15 protein-coding genes are annotated in these 14631 nt (G+C 66.9%); 13 read left to right on the top strand and 2 right to left on the bottom strand.

Annotated elements, in window-relative coordinates; genetic code table 11:
• From B551_RS26380 to nagZ, 13 genes are all read left to right on the top strand, one after another.
• Positions 1 to 383: hypothetical protein (locus B551_RS26380; RefSeq protein ID WP_052511237.1), on the top strand; the 383-nt coding region annotated here is incomplete at its 5' end.
• A gap of 173 nt (positions 384 to 556) precedes the next feature.
• Complete coding sequence (gene rpoE, locus B551_RS01925; protein ID WP_006578764.1) at positions 557 to 1156, top strand: RNA polymerase sigma factor RpoE; 600 nt, start codon at positions 557 to 559, stop codon at positions 1154 to 1156.
• A 108-nt stretch (positions 1157 to 1264) separates the two neighbouring features.
• Positions 1265 to 1903, top strand: a complete 639-nt coding sequence (locus B551_RS01930) for a sigma-E factor negative regulatory protein (RefSeq protein WP_023263373.1) — start codon at positions 1265 to 1267, stop codon at positions 1901 to 1903.
• 8 nt (positions 1904 to 1911) lie between these two features.
• Positions 1912 to 2985, top strand: coding sequence for a MucB/RseB C-terminal domain-containing protein (locus tag B551_RS01935; RefSeq protein ID WP_043436864.1), 1074 nt, complete (start codon positions 1912 to 1914; stop codon positions 2983 to 2985).
• Between the two features lie 146 nt (positions 2986 to 3131).
• Complete coding sequence (locus B551_RS01940; protein ID WP_023263374.1) at positions 3132 to 4616, top strand: DegQ family serine endoprotease; 1485 nt, start codon at positions 3132 to 3134, stop codon at positions 4614 to 4616.
• Positions 4617 to 5002: 386 nt separating this feature from the next.
• A complete protein-coding gene (gene lepA / locus B551_RS01945; RefSeq protein ID WP_006578556.1) occupies positions 5003 to 6796 on the top strand; it encodes a translation elongation factor 4 in 1794 nt (597 codons plus the stop codon).
• A 98-nt stretch (positions 6797 to 6894) separates the two neighbouring features.
• Positions 6895 to 7794: a signal peptidase I gene (gene lepB / locus B551_RS01950; RefSeq protein WP_006578555.1), complete on the top strand. Its 900-nt coding sequence runs from the start codon at positions 6895 to 6897 to the stop codon at positions 7792 to 7794.
• 59 nt (positions 7795 to 7853) lie between these two features.
• Positions 7854 to 8624, top strand: coding sequence for a ribonuclease III (gene rnc / locus B551_RS01955; protein ID WP_006578554.1), 771 nt, complete (start codon positions 7854 to 7856; stop codon positions 8622 to 8624).
• Positions 8621 to 9571 (top strand): GTPase Era, encoded by a 951-nt coding sequence (gene era / locus B551_RS01960; RefSeq protein WP_006578553.1) that lies wholly within the window; start codon positions 8621 to 8623, stop codon positions 9569 to 9571. The genes rnc and era overlap by 4 nt, the downstream gene beginning before the upstream one ends.
• Positions 9564 to 10451 carry a DNA repair protein RecO gene (recO, locus tag B551_RS01965; protein ID WP_006578552.1) on the top strand — a complete coding sequence of 296 codons (888 nt, stop codon included), beginning with the start codon at positions 9564 to 9566 and terminating at the stop codon, positions 10449 to 10451. Before era ends, recO begins: the two co-directional genes overlap by 8 nt.
• 7 nt (positions 10452 to 10458) lie before the next feature.
• On the top strand, positions 10459 to 11253 hold the full coding sequence (pdxJ, locus tag B551_RS01970) for a pyridoxine 5'-phosphate synthase (protein WP_006578551.1): 795 nt from the start codon (positions 10459 to 10461) through the stop codon (positions 11251 to 11253).
• Positions 11250 to 11678: a holo-ACP synthase gene (gene acpS, locus B551_RS01975; protein ID WP_006578550.1), complete on the top strand. Its 429-nt coding sequence runs from the start codon at positions 11250 to 11252 to the stop codon at positions 11676 to 11678. Before pdxJ ends, acpS begins: the two co-directional genes overlap by 4 nt.
• A 27-nt stretch (positions 11679 to 11705) precedes the next feature.
• Positions 11706 to 12755 carry a beta-N-acetylhexosaminidase gene (nagZ, locus tag B551_RS01980; protein ID WP_006578549.1) on the top strand — a complete coding sequence of 350 codons (1050 nt, stop codon included), beginning with the start codon at positions 11706 to 11708 and terminating at the stop codon, positions 12753 to 12755.
• Between the two features lie 150 nt (positions 12756 to 12905).
• Here nagZ and efp read toward each other — a convergent pair whose 3' ends face one another.
• Together efp and earP are read right to left on the bottom strand one after the other, a co-directional pair.
• Positions 12906 to 13466, bottom strand: coding sequence for an elongation factor P (gene efp / locus B551_RS01985; protein ID WP_006578548.1), 561 nt, complete (start codon positions 13464 to 13466; stop codon positions 12906 to 12908).
• Positions 13467 to 13641: 175 nt separating this feature from the next.
• The coding region (gene earP / locus B551_RS01990; protein WP_023263375.1) for an elongation factor P maturation arginine rhamnosyltransferase EarP at positions 13642 to 14631 on the bottom strand (990 nt) is incomplete at its 5' end.

Consider the following 14631-nt stretch of genomic DNA (forward strand, 5'->3'; position numbering starts at 1 on the left):
AGGGTTGGGCGGCGGGCGAGACGGGCCCGCTGTGGTGGGCGGTCCTCGCAGCGGCGGCCGTGCTGTCGGGTGTCCCGGCGTGGCGAGGCGGATGGCGAGCGGCGGCATGCCGCTTTGTCGGCATTGCACCGGGCGGTTCGGCGGCGGAGATCGTCGTCGCGTTGCCCGAGGGCGGCGAGGCGAGGGTCCGTGTCGTGGCGTGCTGGCGGTTGGGGGGTATTGCCGCGGTGCTGCGCCTGGCGCCCGCGCAGGCGGCGCAAGCCGACGTGCCGCGCGTGCTGCTGATGAGCAGCGCTTGCGCTCCGGATGGCCGGAATAGCGCGGCCGATGTCTCGCGGCGGGCGCTGCTGCGCGCGGTGCATGGGGCGCCTGAATCGCTTTGAGCGCGATAGGCGGCCCAAGCGGTGCCGCTTAATGCATACTGACGCCCGGTGGCATTCGCCCCGGCTGTCAATACGCTTTTCGCTCTGCGGACGTTTCGCGGGGTATGGCGTAGGTAAAATACAACGTTTGTTTTGACGGCGATACCAAGAGATACACTGCAGGTGAACTATTCGTGAGCGAACGCGAAGCCGACCAGCTCCTTGTTGAACGCGTCCAGCAGGGCGACAAGCGGGCCTTTGAACTGCTGGTGGCCAAATACCACCGCAAGATCATCCGGTTGATCTCGCGTCTGGTCAGGGACCCCGCTGAAGTGGAGGACGTGGCGCAGGATGCCTTTATCAAGGCATATCGCGCCTTGCCCCAATTCCGCGGGGAATCGGCGTTTTACACCTGGTTGTACCGGATCGCTGTCAATACGGCCAAGAACTACCTGGCCACGCAAGGCAGGCGGCCGGAAGCGTCCAGCGACATCGATGCCGAAGAGGCTGAAACTTTTGCGGATGGTGAGCAACTAAGGGATATCAATACGCCGGAGTCGATGCTCCATACGCGCCAGGTGGCGGACACCGTCAACCGCGCCATGGAGGCCCTGCCGGAAGAATTGCGAACCGCCATCACGCTGCGCGAAATCGAAGGCCTCAGCTACGAGGAAATCGCCGAAGCGATGGGGTGTCCGATCGGTACGGTCAGATCGCGCATCTTCCGGGCACGCGAAGCGATTGCGGAAAAATTGCGCCCGCTGCTGGGAACGGCAGAGGGCAAGCGGTGGTAGAAGTCAAAGACATGTCGTGCGGCCAGCGTTGCAGCCTGCTCCTGCATCGAGAAGCGACAGTATTGTGACGGGATTGTTCGGTGTTCGATGGTTATCGAGGGGTTGGAAATGGGTCAGGCTCACAGGCAATCGGTTCATGCGCCCGAGGCAGCGGAGCAGATTTCCGCATTGATCGACGGCGAACTGGCGCCGCATGAATTCGAAGCCGTGCTGGCGCTCGCCAAGAGCGAGCCGGGCCAGGAGCAATGGTCGGTGTTCCAGTTGATCGGCGACACGCTGCGTTCCGAGGAACTCGCCCATGCCGGCTCGACCGCGGCCTTCGTGTCGCGCTTCGCAAGCCGTCTCGAGGACGAGCCGCACCTGCTGGCGCCCGCCGCGCTGGCCGATGCGCCGGTGCGCCGCCATCGTCTTCTGCTGCGCCCGTCGTGGGTGCGCCGCGTGATGCCGGGCACCGCGATCGCGGCTGCCGTCGCCGCAGTCAGCTGGGTGGTCGTGCCGCAAATGCGCGATGCCGATCCGGCCGCGCCCGGCGCCATCGTCGCCAGCACCAGTGAAGGCGTGCCCGCGGCGCCCAAGGCCAGCGGCGTGCTGACCGTCGCCGCCGACGCCGGCCAGATGATTCGCGATCCGCGCCTGGACGAGTACCTGCGGGCTCACCGGGTGTCCGTGACGACCAATGCCATGGTGCCGACCATGCGCAACGTCGCCAATAGTGCAAGCTTCTCTCAGGACAACACGCAGGAATAATGCCGGACATGCAAAAAGGATGGGCGCCCGCCCATGCAGCGGGCGCACAAGGAATAAGGGCCCTGAGGAGGTCCTTTTTTCTCGCCTTGTGCCTGACGGCCGCGGTGGCGACGGCGCAAACGCCCGAGCCCACGCTGGCGCGCCGCGATGCCGCGGCCTGGCTTGGCAAGATCCACCGCGCCGCGCAGCGCGAAAACTACGTCGGTACTCTGATCTACCAGCGCGGCAGCGTCATGCATGCGTCGCGCATCCAGCATTTCAGCGATCTGGTGCACAACGAGTACGAGCGGCTCGAGACGCTCGACGGCAAGCCGCGCGAGGTGCTGCGCCAGAACGACATCGTCCATAGCCTGATCCCCGAGGCCAAGCTCGTGGTGGTCGAGCGCCAGGACGCCAAGGACCGCTTCCCGGCATTGCTGGCCACCAACAAGGGCGATGTGCTGGATCTCTACGAGATGCGCAGGCTGTCGCCCGAGCGCGTGGCCGGGATGGAGTGCGAGGTGTTTTCGCTGGTGCCGCACGACGGCGCCCGCTATGCGGTCCGCCTCTGGGCCGAGAAGCACTCGGGCCTGCTGATGCGCGCGCAGACCATCGGCGAGGGCGGCAAGGTGCTCGAGCAAGTCGCGTTCTCGCAGATCGAGATCGGCGTGCCGTCCGAAAAGCAGAAGATCCTCGGCGCGATCAAGAGCGCCGCGAGCTGGCAGCGCTACGAGATCAACTACCAGCCGGCCAATATCGCCGAAGAGGGCTGGCTGATCGCAGTGCCGGTCAAGGGTTTCCAGAAGATTCGCGAGGTGCGCCGCCCGCTGGGCGATCTGCGCAGCGCGCAAGGCAGCGGCCGCGAACAGGTGTTCGAGGTGCTGCAGGTCGTCTACAGCGATGGCCTGACGGGGCTGTCGGTCTTCATCGAACCGGTATCGGATCAGCGGGTGCGGCGCGAGGGCGTTGCCTCGCTGGGCGCGACCCAGGTGGTGGTGCGCAAGGTCGCCGATTTCTGGATCACCGTCGTCGGCGAAGTGCCGGCGGCCACGGTCAAGCAGTTCGCGGCCGCGGTGGAATACCGCGCGCCCAAGCCACGCTGAGCCGGGCGGCGGGGCGCCGCCGGCGCGCCCGCCCGCACACGCCGGGCATTCTCCGGATATTCCGCGGACACCCTCCGGGCTGGCCCCGACTGGACCGGACGCCCCGGCTTGCTTACCCTGTTACGCTGAACTCGCGGGAGTCGACCATGTCGTCAAACTATTACGCCGTGGCCAGGACCATGGCATTGGCCGCCGTGCTGGCGGCGGGTCCCATGCTGGCCACGCCGGTCCATGCGCAGGCCGCCGCCTCGAACTACAGCCTGCCCGACTTCACCGACCTGGTGGAGCGCGTCAGCCCCGCCGTGGTCAACATCCGCACCACCGAGCGCGTCCGTTCGCGCGGCATGACGCCCGAGGACGAGGAGATGGCCGAGTTCTTCCGGCGCTTCTTCGGCATCCCGATGCCAGGCGCGCCCACGCCGCCGGGGACGCCGCGCCGCGGCCAGCCGCCACAGGGCGAGGAGCAGAGCCGCGGGGTCGGCTCGGGCTTCATCATCAGCGCGGACGGCTACGTGATGACCAACGCCCACGTGGTCGCCGACGCCGAGACCATCTACGTCACGCTGCCGGACAAGCGCGAGTTCAAGGCCAAGCTGATTGGCACCGACCGGCGCACCGACGTCGCGCTGCTCAAGGTCGATGCCAATGGCCTGCCGCGCCTGCAGATGGGCGATTCGAACAAGATCCGCGTCGGCGAATGGGTGCTGGCGATCGGCTCGCCGTTCGGCCTGGACAATAGCGTGACCGCGGGCATCGTGTCGGCCAAGGGCCGCGACACCGGCGATTACCTGCCGTTCATCCAGACCGACGTGGCGGTCAACCCGGGCAACTCGGGCGGGCCGCTGATCAACCTGCGCGGCGAGGTGATCGGCATCAACTCGCAGATCTACAGCCGCAGCGGCGGCTACATGGGCATCTCGTTCGCGATTCCGATCGACGAGGCGCTGCGCGTCAGCGAGCAGTTGAAGTCGACCGGCAAGGTCACGCGCGGCCGGATCGCGGTGGCGATCGGCGATGTCACCAAGGAGGTCGCCGATTCGCTGGGCCTGGGCCGCGCGCGCGGCGCGCTGGTCGGCAGCGTCGAGCCTGGCGGCCCGGCCGAGAAGGCCGGTATCGAGGCGGGCGACATCATCCTGAAGTTCAACGGCCGCGATATCGAGCGCGCGTCGGACCTGCCGCGCCTGGTCGGCGAGACCAAGCCTGGCTCGCGGGTGCCGATGCAGCTGTGGCGCAAGGGGGGGACGCGCGAGGTCACGATCACCGTGGCCGAGCTCGAGCCGGATGCCAAGCCGCGTCCGCGCGCCGGCACCACGCCGGGCGACGAAGGCGCGGCAGGCGCCAAACCCAATGCGCTGGGGCTCGTGGTCGGCGACCTGTCCGAGGCCCGATTGCGCGAGCTGAAGATCAAGTCGGGCGTCGAGGTTCAGGCAGCCGAAGGGGTCGCGGCGCGCGCCGGCATCCGTCCGGGCGACGTGATCCTGCGCCTGGGCGACACCGATGTGACCAGCGCCCGCCAGTTCAACGAACTGGTGCGGGGCCTGGACAAGAGCCGCATGGCGGCGGTCTTCGTGCGCCGCGGCGACGCGACCCAGGTGCTGACGCTGCGCCCGAACGGCGGCGCAGCGCGCTGACCGCCGTCCCCGCGTCGTCCCACCGTCGTCGCCGCGCAAGCGGGGGCCTGGCGTCTTTCCGCGCGCACATCGCGCGCGCCGCCGGGTTTCCCGCTGCGTGGGGACGACGGGATCACCCCACCGATTTCGGCCGCTCCGCATTTTCCCGTTCCGCTGCGCGATTGAGCTGCGGGACCCCCTTGAAAATCCGGTAAAATCGCCGTCTGGCGCGAAAGCCGCCGACCGTGGGAACGGTCGGGCGCGCGCCACCAACCTGCGGCCGGGCCCAGGCGCGCCCGGCGGGCCGCCCGTCCCTCCGCCCATGACATGCTGTGCCGCGGCCGGATGCGCGTACGTCGCCATCGCCCGTTGCCAATGCGCTGCCGCGGCGCTCCCCTGACCAACCGATGGACCATATCCGTAACTTTTCGATCATTGCCCATATCGACCACGGGAAATCGACCCTGGCCGATCGCATCATCCAGCTGTGCGGAGGCCTTTCCGACCGCGAAATGGAGGCCCAGGTCCTGGATTCGATGGATATCGAAAAGGAGCGGGGCATCACGATCAAGGCCCAGACCGCGGCGCTCAGCTACAAGGCGCGCGACGGCAAGGTCTACAACCTGAACCTGATCGACACCCCGGGACACGTCGACTTCAGCTACGAAGTCAGCCGTTCGCTGTCCGCCTGCGAGGGCGCGCTGCTGGTGGTGGACGCCTCGCAGGGCGTCGAGGCCCAGACCGTGGCCAACTGCTATACCGCGATCGAGCTCGGCGTCGAAGTGGTGCCGGTGCTCAACAAGATCGATCTGCCGCAGGCCGATCCCGACAACGCGATCCAGGAAATCGAGGACGTGATCGGCATCGACGCGCACGACGCGACCCCGTGCTCGGCCAAGACCGGCCAGGGCGTCGAGGACGTGATCGAGGCGCTGATCGCCAAGGTGCCGCCGCCCAAGGGCGATCCGGACGCGCCGCTGCAGGCGCTGATCATCGATTCGTGGTTCGACAACTACGTCGGCGTGGTCATGCTGGTGCGCGTGGTCAACGGCACGCTGCGTCCCAAGGACAAGGTGCTGCTGATGGCCAACGGCTCGCAGCATCTGGTCGAGCAGGTCGGCATCTTCTCGCCCAAGTCGATCCAGCGCGAGGCGCTGTCGGCGGGGCAGGTCGGCTTCGTGATCGCCGGCATCAAAGAACTGAAGGCCGCCAAGGTCGGCGACACCATCACTACGGTGGCGCGCAAGGCCGAGGCGCCGCTGCCCGGCTTCAAGGAAGTCAAGCCGCAGGTGTTCGCCGGCCTCTATCCGGTCGAGGCGAACCAGTACGAGGCGCTGCGCGAATCGCTGGAAAAGCTGCGCCTGAACGATGCCTCGCTGCAGTTCGAGCCGGAAGTCTCGCAGGCGCTGGGCTTCGGCTTCCGCTGCGGCTTCCTCGGCCTGCTGCATATGGAGATCGTGCAGGAGCGGCTCGAGCGCGAGTTCGACATGGACCTGATCACCACCGCGCCGACGGTGGTCTACCAGGTGCAGATGCGCGACGGCACCATGGCCCAGGTCGAGAACCCGGCCAAGATGCCCGACCCAAGCAAGATCGACGCGATCCTGGAACCGATCGTCACGGTCAACCTGTACATGCCGCAAGACTACGTGGGTGCGGTGATCACGCTGTGCACGCAAAAGCGCGGCACGCAGGTCAACATGAGCTACCACGGCAAGCAGGTGCAGCTGACCTACGAGATTCCGATGGCCGAGATCGTGCTCGATTTCTTCGACCGGCTCAAATCGGTGTCGCGCGGCTATGCGTCGATGGATTACGAGTTCAAGGAGTACCGCGTTTCCGATGTGGTCAAGGTCGATATCCTGATCAACGGCGACAAGGTCGATGCGCTCTCGATCATCGTGCACCGTTCCAATTCGCAGTACCGGGGCCGCGAAGTCGCCGCCAAGATGCGTGAGATCATTCCGCGCCAGATGTACGACGTCGCCATCCAGGCGGCGATCGGCTCGAACATCATCGCGCGCGAAAACGTCAAGGCGTTGCGCAAGAACGTGCTGGCCAAATGCTACGGCGGCGATATCTCGCGCAAGAAGAAACTGCTGGAGAAGCAGAAGGCCGGCAAGAAGCGCATGAAGCAGGTCGGCACGGTCGAAATTCCGCAGGAAGCGTTCCTGGCCATTCTGCAGGTGGAAGAGAAATGACGCGCCGGACGGCAAGCGTGGCGAACCGGCGCAACGCCGGCGCAGCCCCGATGCCCTCCGGTCCGCACCAATAAGACTTCGCCAACGATCTAGCCGTCATGAATTTTGCACTGATCCTTTTTGTGCTGGTGGTCATCACCGGTATTGCCTGGGTGGCCGACAAGCTGGTCTTTCAGAAGCAGCGCCGCGTATCGGCGCAGGCCGCCCTGGCCGAGTTCGATGCGCGCCGCGCCGCGATGCCGGGGCATGGCTCCGGCACCGAGTTCGAATCCTCGCGCAGCCGGCTGGCCGAGGAAAAGCTGCGCCAGCCCTGGTGGCTCGAATATTCGGCCAGCTTCTTCCCGGTGATCCTGGCGGTGTTCGTGCTGCGTTCGTTCGTGGTCGAGCCGTTCAAGATCCCGTCCGGTTCGATGATCCCGACGCTGCTGATCGGCGATTTCATCCTGGTCAACAAGTACGAATACGGCCTGCGCCTGCCGGTGATCAACAAGAAGATCGTGTCGCTGGGCGAGCCCCAGCGCGGTGACGTGATGGTGTTCCGCTATCCGAAGGACCCGTCGCTCGATTACATCAAGCGCGTGATCGGCGTGCCCGGCGATGTAGTCAGCTATGAAAACAAGCGGCTGACCGTCAATGGCAAGCCGGCGCAATACGACGCGCTGCCCGAGTATCTGGACGAGGAGCGGCTGTCGTATTCCAGGCATTACAAGGAAACCCTGCCGGGCGGCGCGCCCCATGGCATCCTGAATGACGCCGACCGCCCGGCCTTCGTGGCGGGCGCCGACCCGGATTTTCCCTTCCGCGAAAACTGCACTTACAATCAGCAGGGCGTGACCTGCAAGGTGCCTTCGGGTCACTATTTCGTCATGGGGGATAACCGGGACAACAGCCTGGATTCGCGCTATTGGGGCTTCGTGCCGGACGAGAACATCGTCGGCAAGGCATTCCTGATCTGGATGAATCTCGGCAACCTGGGCCGGGTGGGGTCGTTCCAATAAACGGCGGCCGCCGGCCGGAGCGCGCCATTCGACTACCTCTTCGGGAACGCAGTACTGACATGAACCTCGACGCCTTGCAGCAACGACTCGGCTACCGTTTCAGCAAGCCCGAATTGCTGCAGCAGGCGCTGACGCACCGCAGCCATAGCGCGCAGCACAACGAGCGGCTGGAATTTCTCGGCGACTCGGTGCTGAACTGCGCCGTCGCCGACATGCTGTACGGCATGTTCGGCAAGCTCGACGAAGGCGATCTGTCGCGCGTGCGGGCCAATCTGGTCAAGCAGCAGGCGCTGTACGAGATCGCGCAGATGCTGCAGCTGTCCGAGTCGCTGCGGCTGGGCGAGGGCGAGCTGAAAAGCGGCGGCTTCCGCCGGCCCTCGATCCTCGCGGACGCCCTCGAAGCCATCGTCGGCGCAGTCTTTCTCGACGCCGGTTTCGAGGCCGCCCGCAGCCTGATCCGCAAGCTCTATATCCCGATCCTCGAACAGGTCGATCCCCGCACGCTCGGCAAGGACGCCAAGACGCTGCTGCAGGAATACCTGCAGGGCCACAAGATCGCGCTGCCCCAGTACAACGTGATCGCGACCCACGGCGCCGCCCATAATCAGCAATTTGAAGTCGAATGCATCGTGCCTAAACTGGAGGTGCAGGTATTCGGCACCGGGGCCTCGCGCCGCGCCGCCGAACAGGCGGCCGCCAAGCTGGCGCTGGAAGAGGTGCAGCGGCTGGTGCCCCAGCTGCTCAAGCGCAGCCGCGCCGAACGCACCGGCAAGACCCGCAAGCAGCCCGTTCCCCCGGATCCGCAGTTGTCTCTCAGGTTGAAGGAATGACCGAATCGAACCGCCCGCAGCCGGAGTCCACCGACTCCGCCGCGGCAAATCCGCCCGCGGCATTCCGCTGCGGCACCGTGGCCATCGTCGGACGGCCCAACGTCGGCAAGTCGACCCTGGTCAATGCGCTGGTCGGCCAGAAGATCAGCATTACCTCCCGCAAGGCGCAGACTACGCGCCACCGGCTGGTCGGCATCCAGACCACCGACGACACCCAATACGTGTTCGTCGACACGCCGGGCTTCCAGACCCGGCATGCCAGCGCGCTGAACCGCTCGCTCAATCGCGCCGTGACCTCGACGCTGTCGTCGGTCGACCTGGTGCTGTTCGTGGTCGAGGCCGGCCAGTACGGGCCCGACGACGAGAAGGTGCTGACGCTGCTGCCGCGCAATACGCCGGTGCTGCTGGTGGTCAACAAGATCGACCGGCTGCCGGGCGAGCGGCGCTCGGAAATCATGTTCCCCTTCCTCGAGAAGATGGGGCAGCAGTTTCCGTTCCGCGAGGTGGTGCCGATGTCGGCCAAGACGCGGGACCATATCGAACGGCTGCTCGGCATCATCCGGCCCTATCTGCCGGAAGGCGAGCCGATGTACGACGCCGATGCGATGACCGACCGCAGCGAGCGCTTCCTCGCCTCGGAGATCATCCGCGAGAAGGTGTTCCGCTGGACCGGCGACGAGCTGCCGTACACCAGCACCGTCATCATCGACAAGTTCGAGACCGAAGGCCGGCTGCGGCGCGTGTTCGCGACCATCCTGGTCGAGCGCGATGCCCACAAGGCGATGGTGATCGGCAGCAAGGGTGCCAAGCTCAAGCAGATCTCCACCGAGGCGCGCCTGGACATGGAGAAGCTGTTCGACGGCAAGGTCTACCTGGAGCTGTGGATCAAGGTCAAGAGCGGCTGGGCCGACAACGAAGCCGGACTGCGTGCCTACGGATATGAGTGACCGCCCGGCGGTCCCGGCGCCTGCGCGGCGCGGGACCGCCTCCGCGCGCCGCGCGGATCCGGTGGCAGAGGAAGCCGCCGAAGTGCTCGACAGCGTCGGCGCCGAGCTGGCCGGCGCGCGCGCGATGATGGATCGCGCGATGCGGATCGTGCCGGCGCGCACCGAGCTGCGCGTCGTCAATCAGCCGGGCTTCGTGCTGCATGCCTGGCCGTATCGCGAAACCAGCCTGATCGTCGATGTCTTTACGCGCGACCACGGCCGCATGGCGCTGGTCGCCAAGGGCGCCAAGCGCCCGCATTCGGCGCTGCGCGCGGTGCTGCAGCATTTCCTGCCGATCTCGCTGTCGTGGAGCGGGCGCGGCGAGGTCAAGACGCTGACGAAGGCCGAATGGATCGGCGGCATGCCGCCGCTCGCCGGCGAGGCGCTGCTGTCTGGCTTCTATCTGAACGAGCTGCTGCTGCGCTTCTGCCCGCGCGAGGACGCGCACGAGGCGCTGTTCCGCCACTACATGGCGACGCTGACGCGGCTGGGGCAGGGCGAGCCGGCCGGACTGGTGCTGCGCGGGTTCGAGCGCGTGCTGCTGCAGGAGACCGGCTTCGCGGTGGCCTTCGATCGCTGTACCTCGACCGGCGAGGCGGTGCAGCCGGGGCTCGACTACGTCTACCAGCCCGAGCGCGGCGTGCGGCGCGCGCATGCCAGCGATCCGTCGTCGTGGCCCGTGGTGTCGGGGCAGACGCTGCTCGACATGTCCCGCGACGACTACAGCCGTCCGCAGACCGTCGCGCAGGGCCGCGCGCTGATGCGCTTTCTTCTGCATTATCATCTGCAAGGCGTGCCGCTGAAGACGCGGCAGATCCTGATCGACCTGCAAGCCCTGTGATCCCCCTATGATTTTCCACGCTCATCCCGGTGCGAACTCGAGCTTCATCGCGCTCGGCGTCAACATCGACCATGTGGCGACGCTGCGCAACGCGCGCGGCACCGTCTATCCGGATCCGATCCAGGCGGCGCTGCAGGCCGAGGAGGCCGGCGCGGACCTGATCACGCTGCATCTGCGCGAGGACCGCCGCCATATCCGCGATGCCGACGTGCGCACGCTGCGGCCCCAGCTGACGACGCGGATGAACCTGGAATGCGCGCTGACGCAGGAGATGCTGGACATCGCCTGCGAGATCCGGCCGCAGGACGTCTGCCTGGTGCCCGAGCGCCGCGAGGAAGTGACCACCGAAGGCGGCCTCGACGTGGCCGGCCGTTTCGAGCAGGTCAAGGCGGCGTGCCGCCAGCTGGCCGACGCGGGCATCCGCGTGTCGCTGTTCATCGATGCGCAGGCCGACCAGATCGAAGCCGCGGCGGCCAGCGGCGCGCCGGTGATCGAACTGCATACCGGCCGCTATGCCGACGCCGAGACGCCCGATGCGCAGGCGCTGGAATTCCGCCGGATCGCCGACGGTGTCGAGACCGGCCTGAAGCACGGTCTGATCGTCAACGCCGGCCACGGCCTGCACTACACCAATGTGCAGCCGATCGCCGCGCTGCCGGGCATCACCGAACTCAATATCGGCCACGCCATCGTCGCCCACGCGGTATTCGCCGGCTGGCAGAACGCGGTGCGCGAGATGAAGGCGATCATGGTCGCCGCCCGGCTCGGCACGCGTTATCCCGCGCCGAAGGCTCCGGCGTGATCTACGGCGTCGGCACCGACATCATCCAGATCGAGCGCGTGCGCGGCGTGATGGCCCGCACCGGCGGGCGCTTCGCCGAGAAGGTGCTGGGGCCGCGGGAGCTGGCGGTCTATCATCGCCGCCGCGCCCGCGTCGAGAAGCGCGGGCTGGCTTTCCTGGCGACGCGCTTCGCCGCCAAGGAGGCCTTCTCCAAGGCGATCGGCCTGGGCATGCACTGGCCGATGACGTGGCGCGCGATGGAACTGCTGAACCTGCCGTCGGGCGAGCCCTATGCGCATTGCCACGGCGAACTGGCGCAATGGCTGAGCGAACGCGGGCTGACCGTGCGCGTCAGCGTCAGCGACGAACACGACTACGCGGTCGCCTTTGCGATCGCGGAACGGACCGGGCCGGCCGACGCATCGGGCGTGGCCTTACCCAGATAACACGGATAACTCTTTCTCCCTTCACCGATGACCAAGAAGAACGCAGGCAAGCGACCGGGCCCGGTCGTGCTCGATGTCAAGGGCAAGCAACTGGACGCCGACGATGCGCGCCGCATCTCGCATCCGCTGACCGGCGGCGTGATCCTGTTCTCGCGCAACTTCGAGTCGCGCGCGCAGCTGGTGTCGCTGACGCGCGAGATTCGCGCGCTGCGCGACGACGTGCTGATCTGCATCGACCATGAAGGCGGCCGCGTGCAGCGCTGCAAGACCGACGGCTTCACCCATCTGCCGGCGATGGCGAAGCTGGGCGAGCTGTGGGATCGCGACGTGCTGGCCGCGACCCGCGCCGCGGTGGCCTGCGGCTATGTGCTGGCGGCCGAGCTGCGCGCCTGCGATATCGACCTGTCGTTCACGCCGGTGCTCGACCTCGACTATGGCCGCAGCGGCGTGATCGGCGATCGCGCGTTCCACGCCGATCCGCGCGTGGTCGCGATGCTCGCCAACCATCTGACCCATGGCCTGCTGCTGGCCGGCATGGCCAACTGCGGCAAGCATTTCCCGGGGCACGGCCACGTCGAGGCCGACTCGCACGTCGCGGTGCCGGTCGACGAACGCACGCTGGAAGAGATCCTCGACCAGGACGTCCGGCCGTACCAGTGGATGGGCATGACGCTGGCCTCGGTGATGCCGGCCCACGTGATCTACCCGAAGGTCGATCCCAACCCCGCCGGCTTCTCGCGCTACTGGCTGCAGGACATCCTGCGCGGCCAGCTCGGCTTCGAGGGCGTGATCTTCAGCGACGATCTCAGCATGGAAGGCGCCAGCGTCGCGGGCACGGTCACGCAGGGCGCGCGCGCCGCGCTGGATGCGGGCTGCGACATGGTACTGATCTGCAATCATCCCGAGCGCGCCGACCAGTTGCTGGCCGAGCTCGACGTGTCGATCGACAAGGCCTCGCAGCGGCGCGTGCGCCGGCTGTTCGCACGCGGCAAGGCGATGGACTGGAACAAGCTCGAGCAGGACGCTGGCTATCGCAGCGCACTGCGGCAGCTGCGCGACGAGGCGCTGATCGGCTAAGCCGCAGCGCTCTTGGCAATGAAAAAAGGCAGCCGGTCTGGCTGCCTTTTTTACGCCGTTCCCCGAATGCGGGAATCCAGCGTCTTTTTACGAGTCACTGGGTCCCCGCTTTCGCGGGGACGACAGTCAGGTTCGTCCGCTGCCTTCGCCTTAGTTGGCGCGGCTGCGGTATTCGCCCGTGCGGGTGTCGATTTCGATCTTGTCGCCGATGTTGCAGAACAGCGGCACCTGCAGCTCGAAACCGGTATTGATCTTGGCGTTCTTCAGCACCTTGCCCGACGAGGTATCGCCCTTGACGGCCGGCTCGGTGTAGACGATCTCGCGCACCAGCGTGGTCGGCATTTCGACCGAGATGGCCTTGTCGTTGTAGAACACCACTTCGACGTTCATGCCGTCTTCGAGGTAGTGCAGGGCGTCGCCCATGTTGTCGCTTTCGACTTCGTACTGGTTGTAGTCGGCGTCCATGAACACGTACATCGGGTCGGCGAAGTACGAGTAGGTGCATTCCTTGCGATCCAGCACGACCACTTCGAACTTGTCGTCGGCCTTGAACACGGCCTCGCCCGGTGCGTCGGTCAGCAGGTTCTTGTACTTCATCTTGACGACCGCGGCGTTGCGGCCCGACTTGTTGTACTCGGCCTTCTGCACGACCATCGGATCGGCACCGATCATGAACACGTTACCGACGCGGAGTTCCTGTGCGGTTTTCATCTGAACTAATCTTCCTGAATTAAGAATGTCTGGGAGTTCGGCGTGGCGAGAGCGCGCCGGGGCGGCGCGTTCGCGATCCGTGCTCAGTTCCGCGCGGGGCCCGCAGGATCGAACGCCGGAAGGCGCCGTGCGGGCAACCCAGGATGTCCAGCCCGGTCGCCATCAAATCAACCCGCTATTTTACCCGACTTTCGCAAAACGCTACGAGGTTCGCTGCGAGGTCGCCGAGCGCGGCCAGGCTGTGCTGCCAGCGCTGGGCGGTGCGCGCCAGTCCGGGCAGCGCGGCGCGCAGGCCATCCCACGCGGCCGCGACGTCCATGGGAGGGGCGGCGCCGTTCCACACATGCCAGAAGCGCGTGAGCGCCTCGGCGTCGGCCGGCTCGCCGATCTGCTGCCGGTAGCGCGCCAGGAAGGCGTCCAGCTTGACGCGGTGGGCGTCGTCGGCCTGCGGGTAGATGTGCCAGACGAAGGGACGCGCGGCCCATTGGGCGCGGACGAACGAATCCTCGCCGCGCACGAAATTGATATCGCAGGCCCACAGCAGTTCGTCGAACTGTTCCTGCGGCAGGAAGGGCACCTGCTGCAGATGCAGCCGGCCCAGCGTGCATACCGCTGCCGGCGACGCTGCCGCGGAGGCGTCCGTGCCGGCCCAGGCGAAGGACTGCTGCGCCGCCGGGCCGGACGGCAGCAGGCACTGCACCGGCTCGTCGCCGTCGCGCCAGTGGGCCAGCAGGGCCGGCAGCGCGGGATTCGGATAGGCGAACAGGCTGACCCGGCGCGCGCCGTCGATCGGCGTGACGCCCAGCCGGTGCCACAGTCGCGCCTGCGCCGCCGGCGAGTCGATGAAGCCGCGCCGCTGCATGCCCAGCAGAGATTCGCGCAGCACGCCGCCGGTGCCCGGCTCGAAGCCGGGGAAGAAGAAGTACTTGACCAGCGGCAGGCGCGGATGGGGCGAGGCCATGCCGTGATGCTCGCGCACCCAGGGCTCGGCGCTCAGGTATTCGAGATTGATCCATACCGGCTTGCGCGTGGCCTGCGCCATGCGAGCGACGAATGACGCAGGCAGCTCGCAGGCGAAGGCCTCGACCACCGCCTCGTGCGGCACGATCTCTTCCCCCGGCTCACCGAGGCCGGCGTCGCTGCCCGCGGTCCAGCGGCGCACCTC

The organism is Cupriavidus sp. HPC(L) (assembly GCF_000307735.3).
In the GTDB taxonomy this organism is placed as follows: domain Bacteria; phylum Pseudomonadota; class Gammaproteobacteria; order Burkholderiales; family Burkholderiaceae; genus Cupriavidus.